Annotated in this window: 13 protein-coding genes and 1 pseudogene; 9 read left to right on the plus strand and 5 right to left on the minus strand. The window is 61.6% G+C overall.

Going from position 1 to position 15,986, the window contains the following annotated elements:
• Positions 1 to 19: 19 nt before the first annotated feature.
• Positions 20 to 760 (plus strand): SAM-dependent methyltransferase, encoded by a 741-nt coding sequence (locus tag NF78_RS18690; protein ID WP_035990751.1) that lies wholly within the window; start codon positions 20 to 22, stop codon positions 758 to 760.
• Between the two features lie 19 nt (positions 761 to 779).
• Here the strand turns inward: NF78_RS18690 and NF78_RS18695 are convergent.
• The 4 genes and pseudogenes from NF78_RS18695 to NF78_RS18715 form a co-directional block, all read right to left on the minus strand.
• Positions 780 to 1,307, minus strand: a pseudogene (locus tag NF78_RS18695) (IS66 family transposase); the annotation flags it as partial.
• Positions 1,308 to 1,399: 92 nt separating this feature from the next.
• Complete coding sequence (locus NF78_RS18700; RefSeq protein WP_035987051.1) at positions 1,400 to 1,687, minus strand: DUF4090 family protein; 288 nt, start codon at positions 1,685 to 1,687, stop codon at positions 1,400 to 1,402.
• A gap of 56 nt (positions 1,688 to 1,743) precedes the next feature.
• Complete coding sequence (locus tag NF78_RS18705) at positions 1,744 to 2,451, minus strand: GntR family transcriptional regulator (RefSeq protein WP_035987054.1); 708 nt, start codon at positions 2,449 to 2,451, stop codon at positions 1,744 to 1,746.
• A 1,125-nt stretch (positions 2,452 to 3,576) separates the two neighbouring features.
• Positions 3,577 to 3,768, minus strand: coding sequence for a hypothetical protein (locus NF78_RS18715; RefSeq protein WP_035990755.1), 192 nt, complete (start codon positions 3,766 to 3,768; stop codon positions 3,577 to 3,579).
• Positions 3,769 to 4,104: 336 nt separating this feature from the next.
• Between NF78_RS18715 and NF78_RS18720 the strand changes: the two genes are divergently transcribed.
• Complete coding sequence (locus tag NF78_RS18720; protein ID WP_081972758.1) at positions 4,105 to 7,350, plus strand: PAS domain-containing protein; 3,246 nt, start codon at positions 4,105 to 4,107, stop codon at positions 7,348 to 7,350.
• Between the two features lie 57 nt (positions 7,351 to 7,407).
• Here NF78_RS18720 and NF78_RS18725 read toward each other — a convergent pair whose 3' ends face one another.
• Positions 7,408 to 7,632, minus strand: a complete 225-nt coding sequence (locus NF78_RS18725; RefSeq protein WP_035990756.1) for an NfeD family protein — start codon at positions 7,630 to 7,632, stop codon at positions 7,408 to 7,410.
• A 588-nt stretch (positions 7,633 to 8,220) separates the two neighbouring features.
• Between NF78_RS18725 and NF78_RS18730 the strand changes: the two genes are divergently transcribed.
• The 7 genes from NF78_RS18730 (at position 8,221) to NF78_RS18760 (ending at position 15,986) form a co-directional block, all read left to right on the plus strand.
• Positions 8,221 to 9,576, plus strand: a complete 1,356-nt coding sequence (locus NF78_RS18730; RefSeq protein WP_035990758.1) for a nicotinate phosphoribosyltransferase — start codon at positions 8,221 to 8,223, stop codon at positions 9,574 to 9,576.
• Between the two features lie 11 nt (positions 9,577 to 9,587).
• A complete protein-coding gene (locus tag NF78_RS18735) occupies positions 9,588 to 10,223 on the plus strand; it encodes a nicotinate-nucleotide adenylyltransferase (RefSeq protein ID WP_052050986.1) in 636 nt (211 codons plus the stop codon).
• Entirely contained in the window at positions 10,184 to 10,930 is a 747-nt protein-coding gene (locus tag NF78_RS18740; RefSeq protein ID WP_035993291.1) for an NUDIX hydrolase, read from the plus strand. The genes NF78_RS18735 and NF78_RS18740 overlap by 40 nt, the downstream gene beginning before the upstream one ends.
• 32 nt (positions 10,931 to 10,962) lie before the next feature.
• Positions 10,963 to 11,928: a DNA-methyltransferase gene (locus NF78_RS18745; protein WP_035990760.1), complete on the plus strand. Its 966-nt coding sequence runs from the start codon at positions 10,963 to 10,965 to the stop codon at positions 11,926 to 11,928.
• A gap of 66 nt (positions 11,929 to 11,994) precedes the next feature.
• Positions 11,995 to 13,785: an NAD+ synthase gene (locus tag NF78_RS18750; protein WP_035990761.1), complete on the plus strand. Its 1,791-nt coding sequence runs from the start codon at positions 11,995 to 11,997 to the stop codon at positions 13,783 to 13,785.
• 95 nt (positions 13,786 to 13,880) lie between these two features.
• Entirely contained in the window at positions 13,881 to 15,254 is a 1,374-nt protein-coding gene (locus tag NF78_RS18755; RefSeq protein WP_035990764.1) for a (Fe-S)-binding protein, read from the plus strand.
• Positions 15,255 to 15,320: 66 nt separating this feature from the next.
• Positions 15,321 to 15,986, plus strand: coding sequence for a PAP/fibrillin family protein (locus tag NF78_RS18760; RefSeq protein ID WP_035990766.1), 666 nt, complete (start codon positions 15,321 to 15,323; stop codon positions 15,984 to 15,986).

The raw sequence follows: 15,986 nt of genomic DNA on the forward strand, positions 1-15,986 counted from the left end.
TACGTAGTGAACCTTTGCAATGAACAAAAGTTTGTTAGTCTCCGATGCTGTGGTTGAGGCAACATCCCCTAACCAGGTTTTCTTTTGCCCCGAAGAGTCGCAGTTTTACGCCCAGTGTCTGGAGAAGATGGTGCTAGCCCAGGGCAGCTCAGACCCCATCGTTGAATTTGGTTCAGGGGACGGTAGCCCCGTCATTCAGGCGCTGCTGCGCAGCACGTATAAAGGGGCAATTCAGGGGTACGAACTCAATGTAGCGGCCCATCAATTGGCTCAGCTAAGAATTGAGCAGTATGGGCTGACTCCCTATTACCAGGTTCACAACGACTGTTTCTTTAAAGGCTCTACCGCCGCCGCCCACTGTCTAATTGCCAATCCTCCCTACCTGCCCGCCCCCGACAATCAGCTTTACATGCCCTCTCTGCACGGCGGTGACGACGGTGCCACCATTACCAAACAGCTGCTTGCCCGGGGCTGTGAACAGGTCATGCTCATGATCTCGGCCTACTCAAACCCTGTGGATACGGTCAATCACGCGATTAAAAATGGGTATGATGTGGTGGACTTTATGGTCACCCCGCTCAAGTTTGGCTACTACAGCTGCGAACCCAAGGTGAGAGACTCAATCGCAAAACTTAAGCGCAGGCGCCAGGCCTTTTTCTCGGAGAAAATTTACTTTCTTGCTGGCGTCTTGTTTCGGCAAAAAAGTGCTGCTACGGCGTGCCTGTCAGAGGAGTTTTTGAAGGTCATGACGGCGCTGTAAGCGTCCCTCATCGAACTTTCTAAGCTAGAGAGAGAGGCTGACCATGAGCCTCCAGAGAGTCCTCCTGCTCGGGCTCAAATTGAGGAAGTAAAGATGGCGCGGGCCGGTTCAACCGAGCGGCGGCACAGGTTTGACTGAGGAAGGCCAAGACATTGCGATGCTGAGCCTTCAAGGAGGTGACCACCGTCAGCATGCGCGAGACAAACTGACTTCCTCCATGAGACTGGGAGCCAAAACTGGTGCGCCGCCAGATCACCGCTGGACGCAACGCCCGCTCAGCAGCATTGTTGGTCGGCTCCACCCCTGGGGTCTGCACAAACGTCCAAAGGGCGGGTTCTACCTGTAAGAGTTGCTGGCAGGTGCGGATGGTTTTAGCTAGCGGCGTCTTTTCGGCGATGGCGATAGGCAGGGCTGTCGCCGCAACGAGTTCAGCCTTAAAGCCAGCCCGCAAGGGTTTGACGAACTCGATAAAGTCGGAGCGTACCAAGGTGCCATCACGCACCCGGTGCCACCAGCGAAATAATCGCCGCTGCCGCCTCAGCAGCGCCCCAATCAGGGTTGTTGCTGTTGGGTGAAAGGCAGGGTTCACCCAACCTCCGAGAGCCCAAATTTTTGGGCTTGACGCTGCCCTAGATAAAACTACTTGCCGCCGTAGAAATAGGCGATCTCTTTGTCTTTGAGAGGGGCAAAGTCGGCGGCAGCCAGCATGGCGTTCAGCTCATCCTGGGAAAAATGCTTGGCCCCAATTCGCACAATCCGCGATCGCATGGAGTTGGAGACACCGCTGCGCTGCCGCCCGGCTTCTTTCGCCATTACCTGGTGGTAGAGGTCGAGCTTGGCAGGGGGAATGGGGGTGCCGTCGAGATCGATGCCGGCTGCGATCGCGGCATCAACGGCATCGGCCCCGGTGGTGGGAGTCTGAGACATGGCGGTTTCTGCTAGGTGAATCGTCTCAAGATCCTACCAGACCGCGATCCCCGTCGTCAGGACGGAACCGCCGCAACCGGCTGATGGCCCTCAATTTCTTTGACCACGCGGGTTTTGCTGGCCCGCAGGTGCTGGGTGATGGCGCTGACGGCCACCTCCGAGTTGCGGCTGAGGATGGCCTCGTAGATCTGGCGGTGCTCCAGGCGAATATCGAGCACGTTGGGGTTTTGCTGGAGGGTCTGGATCCGCAGCAGGGCCATGGCGTCAAACAGTGAATCGAGCAGCGACACCAGCCGCCGATTGCCCGAGCTTTCGGCAATCAGGTGGTGAAACTGGTAGTCCACGTTGAGCAGCCCTTCGGGGGAGAGGCTGCCGTGGCTGTTGGCGGTGGCCCCCTCGGCCTGGGCCACGCAGAGGGCAATTGCCTCCAGCTGCTCCGCTGTGGCGTGGGTACAGGCCCCGGCCACCGCCAGGGCCTCCAGGGCCAGCCGACAGTCGTAGAGTTCTTCGGCATCGGCGGCAGTAATGGTGGTCCCCCGCAGCCCGCCGCTGACATCGGCGGTAACCAGCCCGTCCTGCTGGAGCTGGCGCAGCGCCTCGCGCAGGGGGGTGCGGCTCACCTGCAGCCACTCGGCCAACTGGGTTTCAACCAGGCGATCGCCTGGGGAGAGGTCGCCGGTCAAAATCGCCGAACGCAGCGCGTGGTACACCTGCTCGTAGAGCGACTTGCTGCGGTTGATGATCGGTGAAGAGGATAGAATCACAGGGCCTCGGAACTCGGATTCCAGCTATCTCGATCTCGTCGCTCATCGCTTCACCTTACCGGGACTCCTAGCCCAAAATCCCTAAGCCTTCGTTAAATTCCTGGGACGGTTACACGGCGCTTTAGTGCTAAACATACTGCATTTATTATCATAGGGGGTGACACTCGAAGGGTGTCACCCCCTGCACTGCCTGTAAACTTTACATCCGTTCATCGCCCCCTAAATTCTCCAATTCTGGGGGACTTTGAGGTTTCGACTCCCCCCAGAATTGGGGGACTGGGGGGCATATCGTACCTGCATTCAGCAACGCCGGGCTACCTCTTGACTTTGAGATTGACAAGAAATTGGCTACGGCAATGACAGCCCTGAGCCGGCATCCCGTAGCCAAAAGTGAGTGAAGAAAAGATTGTCTGTAAACGGTAGTCCGTTTAGTTTGTGCCTTCGGTTTGAGGTTCTCCTGTCGGATCCCCTTCCATCGGTGTACCTGCTGGTTGATCTTCCTGAACGGGTTCAGTGACGCCAGGGTCCTGGGGGCCGTCGCAAGCAACGGTCAGGGCGGAGAGACCTAAAATGAGAGGCAATGCCATCCAGCCAGATACTTTCATGAAAATTTTCCTCAAAGGTGGATAAATGTGAGCTTATAATTCTGCCTGGCGGGGTGTCTCTATCAGAAGATATATTTTGGCAGAGGGTCTTAAATGCAAATTTTTGGTTGAGGAACGCAAAGCTGGGCCAGGATCATTTTTGGCTCAGCCATATAATTTTACTCAGGCCCATAGACGAACAATGTGCAAGCAAAAAGCGGCCTGAGTGGGGTACAACGGCTTAGTTTAATTGGTAGTCTGGATCGACCCAACACCGGGGTAGTGCTTCACCAGATGGGAACTGGAGTGCCGATTTTTGAAAGGCTCGCGTAGGTTGTTCTTCCTGGCCTGACTGTTGGTGACCCTGGACCTCATCGCGGAGAGGATCAAACAGTTCATTGACATCAACGATTTTGATTAGAGTCTGATCCTGGGCGTTTTTAACAAACATAATTGGCGCTAAGTAAAAATAGTGTTTCTCTAGTGAGAGCACACCTGTACAAGGTACACAGTACCTGCTAAAAACAGCATTTGCTTCTGCCTAAATAGATAAATAGGCGATCGCAGTCTGAACCTCAGCCCACAGGATACTGGAGCCAACGTCAGTGCCATTTGCAGCTTTTAAAATTTGGAACTGACAAGCGATCGTAAAAGTGGGGCCGAGTTCCTTTATAAAAATAAATATTTTTTCTACCTCCAGGTAGATCTCGCCATCTATAAAAAGGCGGACCATCAGTTGTAGCGATAGGGATAGCACGGGGGTAATGGCAACGGTTCCTGCGGGTCAAATTTTCTGCCCACGGGGAGAAAAGCCTGAACTCAGCTGTTCTTTTTACGCTTTAATTGCTCTTCGGGTCGGCGTTGGCTGGGATGGGCTTCATCGGTCAGGTCGCTGGGGGTAGGTGGTGACCTGAGCTTGTACTAAACGCGGGTCTAAGCCTTTGGTCGGATCTGGCTATGGGTGGCCTACTCCAGTTCTCCTGTGCAGCGGTTCGACAGCAAGGCCTGCTGCAGGGGCAGCACCTGGGTCAACAACTCGGTGTGGACTAAGTCGTTAAGGAAGGAAGGAATGACTCCTCAAGGAGTGACCCACGGAACCCCGGATGTCTTGATGGGGCAGGGCCCTACAGCAACGCGGCTGCGATCGCACGACTGGTCAGCCACCGACCTGGGACCGCTAGCCCAATGGCCTGCGGCCCTGCAAACCACCCTGGGCATTGTGCTGAGCGCAGGTACCCCCATGGCCTGCGTCTGGGGCCGCGATCGCCGGGTGTTTTTCAACGATGCCTGGGCGGCGCTGCTGCCAGGGGCGGAGCTGGGGCAGCCCCTGGCAGCCGTTGAGGACTGGAACGCAATGGCTGTGACCATCGAGCAGGTATTGGCCACCGGGCGATCGCAGGTGGTAGATGCCCCGTCTACCCCGCTCACCCGCCCCCACCGCTGGGCCTGCAGCACCCTCGGCTCTGGTTCAGGGGAGGGAGTTTTTATTGTCGGGCTGCCCTGGGGAGAGGGCAACCCGCCGCAGGCGAACGGGCAAATGCCCGGTTGCCAAAACCAGGATCTGGCTGCGATGGCCGCTGGTCTGCGGGAGAGCGAAGAGCGATTTAGCCACCTGGCCGACAACATCACTCAGCTGGCCTGGATGGCGGACGCCCAGGGATCGATTTTTTGGTACAACCAGCGCTGGTTTGACTTTACGGGCACCACCCTAGAGGAGGTGCGCGGCTGGGGCTGGCAACGGGTGCATCACTCCGATCACGTCGATCGGGTGACTGAGAAATTGAGTGCCTGTTTTCAAACTGGTGAGGTGTGGGAAGACACCTTTCCGCTGCGGGGAAAAGACGGACAGTACCGCTGGTTTCTTTCCCGGGCCATTCCGGTGCGCGACGATCAGGGGCAGGTGTTGCGGTGGGTGGGTACCAACACCGACATCACCGAGCTGAGACAGACCGAAAAAGCCCTGGAGCAGGTCACCCATCGTCTGGATATTGCCCTCAAAAGTGCCCCCATTACCCTGTTTACCCAGGACCACCACCTGCGCTATACCTGGGTGCACAACCCCACCCACAGCTACACCGTAGACCAGATGATTGGGCTTCAGGATGGGGATCTGGTGTCTAAGGATGCGGCGGATCGGCTCCGACAACTGAAGCAGTCGGTGCTCGATACAGGGGCGGGCCTGCGGGCGGAGGTGGACGTCGATGGCAATGTGTTTGATCTCACCGTCGATCCGATTCGCGATCGCGGCAGTGCCATCGTTGGGGTAACGGGCGCAGCGGTGGACATCAGCGAGCGAGCCCGACTGGTGACCCAGCACCAGCGGGCGGAGGCCACCCTGCGCAAAAGCGAGGAGCAGCTGCGCCTGGCCCAGCGCGCCGCTGGGGTGGGGCTCTGGGACTGGGATATGGCCACCGACGAGGTGACCTGGTCGCCGGAGTACTATCGCCTCTACGGCCTTGACCCGGACGTGACCCCCTCCTACACCAACTGGTTGGCCACAGTTTTGCCGACCGATCGCGATCGCGTCGAGCGAGAAACCCAGGCGGCGATCGCCGAGCGCAAAAACCTCAAGGTGCACTTTCGCATTGAGCACCCCGACGACGGCCAGCGCTGGATTATGGTGCGGGGGCAGACGTTCTATGACGCGGCAAACCACCCCTGTCGCATGACCGGCATTGCCATCAACATTACGGAGCAAAAGCGCTTTGAGCAGGCGTTGATCGAGAGCGAGGCGATCGCCCGCACCCGGGCCGAGGAACTGGCCACCCTGATGGAAACAGCCCCCGCCGCGATCTGGATTGCCCACGATGCCCAGTGCCACCGCATGACGGCCAACCGAATGGCCTACGAGCTGATGCAGCTCGAACCAGGGTCGCCGGTCATGGCCAATCCAGCCGAGGGGGAAGAGGGCGTGCCCTTCAGGCAGTACAGACAGGGGCAGGAAATTTTGCCCCAGGACCTGCCCATGCAAAAGGCCATTCGCACCGGGCAGGAGGTGACCGATCAAATTGAGTTCGTCTTCCCCGACGGGACGGTGCGGTCGATCTACGGCAAGGTCCTGCCCCTGTTTGGGCCGGGCGGGGTGGTGCGCGGCGCGATCGGCGGGTTTACCGAAATTACCGCCCTCAAGCAGGGCGAGCAGGAGCGGGAGCAGTTGCTCCAGCGCGAGCGGGTGGCCCGCGAGGAGGCCGAGCAGGCCAACCGCCTGAAGGATCAGTTTTTGGCGGTGCTCTCCCACGAGCTCAGGTCGCCCCTCAACCCCATTCTGGGCTGGTCAAAGCTGCTGCAAACCCGCAGCTTTGACCCCGACAAAACCCAGAAGGCGCTGGCCACCATCGAGCGCAATGCCCAGCTCCAGGCCCAGCTGGTGGATGACCTGCTCGACCTGGCACGAATTTTGCGCGGCAAGCTCCACCTCACCCCCATGCCGGTCCATCTGGCCGGGGTGGTGGAGTCGGCCCTGGAGACGGTGAAGGCGGCGGCGGCCACCAAGACCATTGCCCTGCAGCTGGATCTCGATCGAACCGTGCGGGTGGCGGGGGATGCCGCCCGCCTGCAGCAAATTGTGGGCAACCTGCTCTCCAACGCGGTCAAGTTTACCCCCGGCGGGGGCCAGGTTACGGTCATCCTGCGATCGCGCCAGGACCAGGCCGAAGTCAGCGTCGAAGACACCGGCATGGGCATTAGCCCCGACTTTTTGCCGCACCTGTTTGAGTCCTTTCGCCAGGAGGATATTTCCATCACCCGCCAGCACGGTGGGCTAGGGCTGGGACTGGCGATCGTGCGGCAGCTGGTGGAGATCCACGGCGGCACCATTGTCGCCCGCAGTCCCGGCGAAGGGCAGGGGGCCACCTTTACGGTGCGGCTGCCCCAGCTGGCCGCCGAAGCTGCCGATGACTCGGCGGCTTCGCTGCCCCAGCCCACCCTCGACCTCAGCGGCATCCGCGTGCTGTCGGTGGATGACTCCGCCGACACCCGCGAATTTTTGACGGTGCTGCTCGGTCAGTACGGGGCCGAGGTGGTCACGGTGGGCTCGGCCAGCGAAGCCCTCACCCGGCTCAAAACCTGGCTGCCCCATGTGTTGATCAGCGATATCGGCATGCCCGACATCGACGGCTATAGCCTGATTCAGCAAATTCGGGCTCTGCCCCCGGACCGGGGAGGCAGGCTGCCGGCGATCGCCCTGACCGCCTACGCCCGCTACGAGGATCAGCAGCAGTCGTTGGCCAGCGGCTACCAGCGCCACCTGAGCAAACCGCTGGACCCCGAAAAGCTTGTGCAGGCGGTGATCGCCCTTACCCAGGGCTCCCCCTAGGGCTCAATCCATTGAATTCAACCCCGCCCACGGACGACTCGCCCCTGGGCAGGAGGGTCAGAGGGGCACAATCAGCAGGGTTAGGCCGTAGCGCCCCACCACCGACACCCAGCTGGAGGGGGCCAGGGCGGTGCTGGCGGCGTCGATGACGCCTTCATAGATGCGAGCGGGCCAGTAGGTGCCCTGGTAGTAGACCCGTCCCTCCAGTTGTGCGGTAATCGGGCAGTCGACGCGGGCGGCTTTGGGGGTGTCAAAAAGTTCCAGGGTGTGGGTCAGATTCATCGCTATCCTCCCAAGAGTTTCTCAGTGCAGTGGTCTGTGCTACTCGTTTGTGCTTGCTAATCAGTGACGGTTGGGCGCTGCCTGTGACAGGCCCAGCGGTATTGCGGTACTCCAGGGCTGGCGCAGAACAGCGCTCAGGGGTTGACTTGGAGGTTTAACCTACCTGTGGTGCAGGGTTTTGCACCAGACTTGCTCTAAACCAGTAGTAAAGGACGATAAAAGGCCTGTCCCAGGCCTAGAGTCATGCCTATGACAGATATTGAAGCGTTTGCTGCCCCAGACTCATCCCAGGGCGATGCCGCTACCCTCCCGTGCGATCGCGGGGACTTAAGCGATCAATAGAAGATGCTGAGGTGTACGGTGCACGGTGCACGGCATACGGTGCACGGCAGAACCGTATACCGCAGACCGTAAACCCTCTTCTTATTACAATCAATTGGCCTTGGCAACTTATCAGTAAAAATCACCAAAATATAGGGATGGTTATAGAACGGCATCCAGCCCTTATTCCGCCAAGCAATCCCCTGCAAGACCTGGCAGCCTCGGAATAATTATGGTACAAATAACTAAAATAATCGCGCCTCTGCCATGACCTATTCAGCGCTTCTGGCCGCCCCCGCAGACTACGGTTTGCTGACCGATCTCTACCAACTCACCATGGCCAGCTGTTACGCCGGGGAAGGGGTAGCCGATCGCCGCGCCAGTTTTGAGCTGTTTGCCCGACGCTTGCCCGCCAACTACGGCTACCTGATTGCCATGGGGCTGGCCCAGGCGATCGACTACCTGGCCAATCTGCGCTTTTCAGCGCGCCATCTGGAGGCTCTACGGCAGACCGGTCTGTTTGACCGCGCCCCGGCGGAGTTCTGGCAGCGGCTGGAAACGGGTGTCTTTACCGGCGACCTGTGGGCGGTGCCGGAGGGGACGGCGGTCTTTGCCAACCAGCCGCTGCTGCGGGTGGAAGCCCCCCTGTGGCAGGCCCAAATCGCCGAGACCTACCTGCTCAACACCCTCAACTACCAGACCCTGGTGGCCACCCGCGCCGCCCGCCTGCGGGATGTGGCTGGGCCAGCGGTCAAACTGCTGGAGTTTGGCACTCGCCGCGCCTTTAGCCCCCAGGGGGCGCTGTGGGCGGCGCGGGCGGCCCTGGCGGCGGGGCTGGACGAAACCTCCAACGTGCTGGCCGCCGTTGAGCTGGGGCGACGGCCAGCGGGCACCATGGCCCACGCCCTGGTCATGGTCTTTGCCGCCCTGGAGGGCAGCGAAGACGATGCCTTCGAGGCGTTTCAGCGCTACTTTCCCGGCTCGGCTCTGCTGATTGACACCTACGATACGGTGGCGGCGGCGGCTCGGCTGGCCAACCAGGGTAACCCGGTGGCGGCGGTGCGGCTCGACTCGGGGGATCTGGTGGCGCTGTCTCAGGCGGTGCGATCGCATCTGCCCGAGACCAAAATCCTGGCCAGCGGCGACCTGGACGAGTACGAAATTGCCCGACTCCAGCGGGCCGGGGCAGCGATCGACGGTTACGGTCTGGGCACCAAACTGGTGACCGGCGATCCTGTGAACGGGGTGTACAAGCTGGTGGACATTGACGGCACAGCGGTGATGAAGGAATCGAGCCACAAGGCGACGCTGCCGGGGCGCAAGCAAATTTTTCGCCGCTACGATCGGGGGCAGGCGGTGGCCGATCGCCTCGGCCTGGTAGACGAGCCCCCTGCCCCCGGCGAGCAGCCCCTGTTGCAGCTCATGGTCAAGCAGGGTGAGCCCTTGCAGGAGGTAGAATCGCTGGATGCGATCGCGGCCCGCACCGCCGCCTCGGTGGCCAGCCTGCCCGCCGCCGTGCGGCAGCTGGAGCAGCCCGCCGCCTACCCCGTCGCCCTCTCCGATGCCCTAGCCGAGCTGACGGCGCGCACCCGTCGCGGCCCGCAGCCCCAGTCCCAGTCCTGAGGATGGCCGCCATGACCTCACCGGAACGTTCCACCGATCGCGCCACCGGGCTCCACGTTGCCCTGTTTGGCACCAGCGCCGACCCGCCCCATCGGGGACACGCCGCCATTTTGGCCTGGCTGGCCACCCAGTTTGACCACGTGGCGGTGTGGACGGCCAACAACCCGTTTAAAGCCCACCAGACCGACCTGGGCGATCGCTTTCGCATGCTGGAGCTGCTGATTGACGAGCTAGACGCCCCGCCCCAGCGGGTGCAGGTGCACCCCGAACTCAGCCACCGGCGCACCGTCGTCACCCTGGAGCGGGCGCGGCAAATTTGGCCGGGGGCCAGGTTTGCGCTGGTGGTCGGGGCCGACCTGGTGGAGCAGTTGCCCAGCTGGTATCGGGCCGAGGAGATCCTCTCGGCGGTGAACGTGCTGGTGATTCCGCGCCCTGGGTACGACCTCACCGAGACGGGCCTGGCCAGTCTGCGGCAGCGCACCACCGTGACCATTGCGGCCATGCCCGCGATCGACGCCTCCTCCTCGCGCTATCGTCAGTGCGACGATGCCCACCCCCAGCTCACCCCCGCCGTGCAGGCCTACATTGCCCAACACCACCTCTACCCATGTCCGCAAAACTCCACCGCACCTCTGACCACCCCCTAAGCCCGGTGCCCCTGGCCGACTTCAAGGTGGGGGTAGACAACGCCATTTTCTCTGTCGATACCCAGCAAAACCGGCTGCTGGTGCTGGTGGTGATGCGACCCGACCCACCCTTTGCGGGCTACTGGAGCCTGCCCGGCACCCTGGTGCGCCAGGGCGAGTCCCTGGAGGACGCGGCCTACCGCGTGCTGGCCGAAAAAATTCGGGTCAATACGCTCTACCTGGAGCAGCTCTACACCTTCGGCGGTCCCAATCGCGACCCCCGCGAGGCCCCGACCGCCTTTGACGTGCGCTACCTCTCGGTCAGCTACTTCGCCCTGGTGCGCTTCGAAGACGCCGAGCTGATTGCCGACGGCGTCAGCGGCATTGCCTGGTATCCCCTGGCCCAGGTGCCCCAGCTGGCCTTCGATCACAACGAAATTCTGGCCTACGGCTATCGCCGCCTGCGCAACAAGCTGGAGTACAGCCCGATCGCCTTCGACGTGTTGCCCGAGGCATTTACCCTGGGCGACCTCTACCAGCTCTACGTCACCGTGCTGGGGGAGGGCTTTGCCGACTATTCCAACTTTCGCGCCCGGCTGCTCAAGCTGGGCTTTTTGCAGGATACCGGCCACAAGACCTCGCGGGGGGCCGGACGCCCCGCCAGCCTGTACCGCTTCGATGCTGTGGCCTTTGAACCTTTAAAAGACAAGCCGATGGTGTTTATTTAATGGATTTAGGTTGATTAAATTGATTTAAACCAATGAAAGTCAGAGCACCTAAAAATCGAACTATAGATCTCACCAATGAGGACCGAGAGAGATTTTCCCAGGGGCTAATTCGCCTGGATGGCGATCGCGCCCTCGCCGACCTTCTCAATCAAACCATCTGTCAGGATGTGCTGGAGGCCCTGCGGCATCTGCCGCCAAACTTTGTCGATTTGCTGATTGTCGATCCCCCCTACAACCTGACTAAAACCTTTAACGGTCAAACCTTTCGGCAGTGCGATCGCCCCACCTACACCGCCTGGCTTGAGCGTTGGATAACTCAGCTCAAGCCAGCGCTCAAGCCCAGTGCCTCCGCCTATTTCTGCGCCGACTGGGCCACCTCAACCGTCCTGTATCCAGTCCTGGAGAAACACTTTACAGTCAGAAATCGCATCACCTGGGAGCGCGAAAAAGGCCGCGGTGCCCAGGCCAACTGGAAGAACGCCAGCGAAGACATCTGGTTTTGCACCGTCTCCGAAACCTACACCTTCAATGTGGAGGCGGTAAAGCTCAAGCGCCAGGTGCTGGCCCCCTACAGAACCCTGGCCGGGCAACCCAAAGACTGGGACGATACAGGGGCAAAAAACTACCGGCTCACCCACCCCTCCAACCTCTGGACTGACATCACCGTGCCCTTCTGGTCCATGGTCGAAAACACCGATCACCCCACCCAAAAACCCGAAAAGCTGGTGGCCAAACTGCTGCTGGCCAGTTCCAACCCCGGCGACGTCGTGCTCGATCCCTTCCTGGGCAGCGGCACGACCGCTGTGGTCGCCAAAAAGCTGGGGCGGCAGTACCTCGGCATTGAGCAAGACCCGGACTACTGCTGCCTGGCCGAGAAACGCTTGGCTCTGGCCGGCACCGACCCCACCATTCAGGGCTACGCCGACGGTGTGTTTTGGGAGCGCAACACCCTCAACGCCCAGCGCAGTCGCCCCAAAAAATCCACCTCTAAGGCCTGAACCTGCCGCCGCCGAGGCGGAGCCACCGCCAACGGTCTAGACGATATCCTTTTATCCTTAACTCCTATGAAATTCGCGATCGCTCAGCTCAATCCCACCATTGGCGACCTGGCCCACAACGCTCAGCAGGTGCTCGATGCCGCCCGCCAGGCCGATCGCCTGGGGGCGCAGGTGCTGGTCACCACCGAGCTAGTGCTGTGCGGCTACCCCCCGAGAGATCTGCTGCTGCGGCCTGGGTTTATTCAGGCCATGGCCGATACCCTGGCAACCCTGGCCGGGGATCTACCCCCCCACCTGGCGGTGCTGGTCGGCTACGCCGCCGCCAACCCCAAGGCCCGCTACTCCGGTGAAAAGCCCCTGTTCAACAGCACCGCCCTGCTCCAGGGCGGACGGGTGCAGCAGGTGTTCCACAAGCAGTTGCTGCCCACCTACGATGTGTTCGACGAAAATCGCTACTTCGCGGCGGGTCAGGGGCCGAGCAGTTTTACCCTGCCCTGTGGCGACTGGGGTATTCGAATAGGGGTCACCATCTGTGAAGACCTGTGGAACGACGAGGAGTTCTGGGGCGGGCGCAGCTACCCCCGCAACCCGATCGCCGACCTGGCTGAGGCGGGTGTGGACGTCATCGTCAACCTCTCCGCCTCCCCCTACTCGCTCAACAAAGCCCAGCTCCGCGCCGCCATGCTGGCCCACAGCGCCACCCGGTTCCGCTGCCCCATCCTCTACGTCAACCAGGTGGGGGCCAACGACGACCTGATCTTCGACGGCACCAGCATGGCCTTCAACCGCCAGGGCGAGCTGGTGGCGCAGCTGCCGGCCTTTCAGGCCGGGCTGGCGGTAGTGGAGTACGACCCGGTTGAGCACGACCTTGGCCCCGCCGCCATTGCCCCCCTGCCCAGGGATGAAAACGAGGCCCTTTGGTCGGCCCTGGTGCTGGGGGTGCGTGACTACACTCACAAGTGTGGATTCTCCAAGACCGTCATTGGCCTCAGCGGCGGCATTGACTCGGCCCTGGTGGCGGTGATCGCCGCCGCCGCCCTCGGCCCCGGCAACGTGCTGGGGGTACTTATGCCCTCCCCCTACAGCTCTGACCACTCCCTCAGCGATGCCCTGGCCCTGGCCCAAAATCTGGGCATCGCCCATCAGACCCTGGCCATTGGCCCCCTGATGACCGCCTACGACCAGGTGCTCGACCCCCTGTTTGCGGGCACCAGCCCCGGCATCGCCGAGGAAAACATCCAGTCGCGCATTCGCGGCAACCTGCTGATGGCCATTTCCAACAAGTTTGGCCACCTGCTGCTGTCCACGGGCAACAAGTCGGAGATGGCGGTGGGCTACTGCACCCTCTACGGCGACATGAATGGCGGCCTGGCGGTGATTGCCGACCTGCCCAAAACGCGGGTCTATGCCCTCTGCCGATGGCTCAACCAGCGGGTGATGGAGGGTGGCGATCTGGGCGATTTGGGGGAACTGGGCGATCGCGCCAACCACCTCACCGCAGGCCTCATCCCCCAGCACATTCTCGACAAGCCCCCCAGCGCCGAACTCAAGCCCGGCCAGGTGGACCAGGACTCCCTGCCCCCCTACGAGGTGCTGGACGACATTCTGGAGCGGCTGGTGCAGCGCCACGAGTCGGTGGCCGAAATGGTCGCCGCTGGCCATGACGCCACCCTGGTCGATCGGGTGGTGCGGCTGGTGGCCCGGGCTGAGTTCAAGCGGCGGCAGGCTCCGCCGGTGCTCAAGGTCACCGATCGCGCCTTTGGCATGGGCTGGCGCATGCCGATCGCCAACCGCTGGACCAGTGAAGTCAAGGCAGTGGCCCAGCCGTCCGACCCTGAGCCACTCTTGCACACCTAGATTCCCTATGGTTGGCATTGCAGGATTTTCAACCCAGGGGGACAAAAGCTGGGATCGTTCGCGCTAGCCTAAACATAGCCCTTACCCGCGTTTCCATGCCGACCTCAGAGTCTTCAGCACCCCCTGCTTGGCCCACCTCCGACAGTGTTGCTAACGGCTTCGATGCCCAGCACCCCCCCGACCCCAAGCTGATCGATGCCTGCGTGCACTGCGGATTTTGCCTCACCACCTGCCCCAGCTACCGGGTGCTCGGCACAGAGATGGACTCGCCCCGGGGCCGCATCTACCTAATGGATGCGATCAACGGTGGCGAAGCGCCCCTGTCGGCCGCCTCGGCCCAGCACTTCGACTCCTGCCTCGGCTGCTTGGCCTGCACCACCGCCTGTCCGTCGGGGGTGCAGTATGACCAGCTGATTGCGGCGGTGCGGCCCCAGGTGGAGCGCAACCACGCTCGGCCCTGGCCAGAGCGGCTGGTGCGATCGCTGATCTTCAGCCTGTTCCCCTACCCCACCCGGCTGCGGGCGGTAGCTGGTCCCCTGTACCTGTACCAAAAGCTGGGCCTCTCCAAGCTGGTGCAGAGCACTGGGCTGCTGACCAAACTCTCCCCCAGCCTGGCAGCGATGGAATCGCTGCTGCCGCCGATCACCGCTGAGAGCCTGACTGACGACCTGCCCGAACTGGTGCCTGCGGTGGGCCAGACCCGGTACCGGGTGGGCATGGTGCTGGGCTGTGTGCAGCGGGTGTTTTTCTCCGATGTCAATGCTGCCACCGCGCGGGTGCTGGCCGCCAACGGCTGCGAGCTCGTCATTCCCCACGCCCAGGGGTGCTGCGCGGCGCTACCCGCCCACCAGGGGCAGGAGGCCCAGGCCCAGGATCTGGCCTGCCGCATGATCGACTGCTTTGAGACCGCCAATGTTGATTTTGTGGTGATCAACGCAGCGGGCTGCGGTCACACCCTGAAGGAGTACCACCACATTCTGCAGGATGACCCGGAGTATCGCGATCGCGCCAAAGCCTTTGTTGCCAAAGTTCGCGATGTCCAGGAATTTTTGGCCCAGGTGGGCCTGACCACGCCCCTGCACCCCATCGCCGAGGGCAATTTGCCGGTTGTTTACCAGGATGCCTGCCACCTGCTCCACGGGCAAAAAATTAGCCTTCAGCCCCGCCAGCTGCTGCGCCAGATCCCTGGGGTTACCCTGCGGGAGCCGATCGATGCGGCCCTCTGCTGCGGCAGTGCCGGAGTCTACAACATGCTGCACCCCGAGGTGGCGGCCGAACTGGGGCAGATGAAAGTCAGGAATTTGCTGAATACCGGCGCGACTCTGGTAGCCTCCCCCAACCCCGGCTGTTCCCTGCAAATTCAGCAGCATATGGAGACCCAGGAGCGCTCCCTGCCTCTATTTCACCCGATCGAGCTGCTCGATCACTCCATTCGTGGGGTGCCGCTGCCGCTGAAGACGAATGGCTAACCCGACGGGGGTATTCTAGAATTTGGGCTCAACTCAGGCCTTCCTTCCCTTCATGCCTCTGTCGTAATGACTCCTGTCCACCACCGTCGCCTTCAGCTCAAAACCCAGCTGCTCCAGCAGATCGAGACCCTGGAACCCGAGGATGCCATTCTGCCCGCTGAGCACCCTGCGATCGATCAGATCATCTGTGAGCTAGAGGCCCTCAACCCCATCGATCAGCCCCTGCGTCCGGAGCACTGGCCGATGCTGTTGGGGTCCTGGGCGCTGGTGTACGCCTCCCAGGGCACGGTGGTCACCCGCCGTCTGGGTCGCCAGCTACCGCTGCCGGTCAGGATTCAGCGGGTCTGGCAACGGCTGACTAACCCTGAGGTCACAGCCGATGCGATGGTCAAAGACCAGCCCCTGGGGGCGATGGCCAAAGACCAGCCCCTGGGGGCGATCGCCACCGAGAACGGTGCCGTGCTCTCGCTGCCGTTCCTGGGCGAACTGACTGCCACTGCCCAGGGCATCTGGCAGCCCTTCGAAGAAGGCGAAAGCGCCCGGGTAAGCTTTGGGGCCTTTAGCGTGCAGGCCACCCGACTTCTGGGTATTACCGGGCTGAACCTACCGCAAATTACCGTGCCAGTGCTGGAGTTTCTGCGCCAGGAAGCCCTGTGGATTACCTCGTATCTGGATGAAGACCTGCGGTTTGGGCGCGGCGCTACGGGCAACCTGTTTGTATTTCGGCGGTAG

Source organism: Leptolyngbya sp. KIOST-1, from assembly GCF_000763385.1.
Lineage (GTDB): Bacteria > Cyanobacteriota > Cyanobacteriia > Phormidesmidales > Phormidesmidaceae > Nodosilinea.

Excerpts from the sequence above, each read along its gene's own strand:
- NF78_RS18745 (WP_035990760.1), top strand. The coding sequence starts at position 10,963 with ATGAAAGTCAGAGCACCTAAAAATCGAACTATAGATCTCACCAATGAG.
- NF78_RS18730 (WP_035990758.1), top strand. The coding sequence starts at position 8,221 with ATGACCTATTCAGCGCTTCTGGCCGCCCCCGCAGACTACGGTTTGCTG.
- NF78_RS18700 (WP_035987051.1), bottom strand. The coding sequence starts at position 1,687 with ATGTCTCAGACTCCCACCACCGGGGCCGATGCCGTTGATGCCGCGATC.
- NF78_RS18735 (WP_052050986.1), top strand. The coding sequence starts at position 9,588 with ATGACCTCACCGGAACGTTCCACCGATCGCGCCACCGGGCTCCACGTT.
- NF78_RS18760 (WP_035990766.1), top strand. The coding sequence starts at position 15,321 with ATGACTCCTGTCCACCACCGTCGCCTTCAGCTCAAAACCCAGCTGCTC.
- NF78_RS18750 (WP_035990761.1), top strand. The coding sequence starts at position 11,995 with ATGAAATTCGCGATCGCTCAGCTCAATCCCACCATTGGCGACCTGGCC.
- NF78_RS18755 (WP_035990764.1), top strand. The coding sequence starts at position 13,881 with ATGCCGACCTCAGAGTCTTCAGCACCCCCTGCTTGGCCCACCTCCGAC.
- NF78_RS18720 (WP_081972758.1), top strand. The coding sequence starts at position 4,105 with ATGACTCCTCAAGGAGTGACCCACGGAACCCCGGATGTCTTGATGGGG.
- NF78_RS18725 (WP_035990756.1), bottom strand. The coding sequence starts at position 7,632 with ATGAATCTGACCCACACCCTGGAACTTTTTGACACCCCCAAAGCCGCC.
- NF78_RS18715 (WP_035990755.1), bottom strand. The coding sequence starts at position 3,768 with ATGGTCCGCCTTTTTATAGATGGCGAGATCTACCTGGAGGTAGAAAAA.
- NF78_RS18740 (WP_035993291.1), top strand. The coding sequence starts at position 10,184 with ATGTCCGCAAAACTCCACCGCACCTCTGACCACCCCCTAAGCCCGGTG.
- NF78_RS18690 (WP_035990751.1), top strand. The coding sequence starts at position 20 with ATGAACAAAAGTTTGTTAGTCTCCGATGCTGTGGTTGAGGCAACATCC.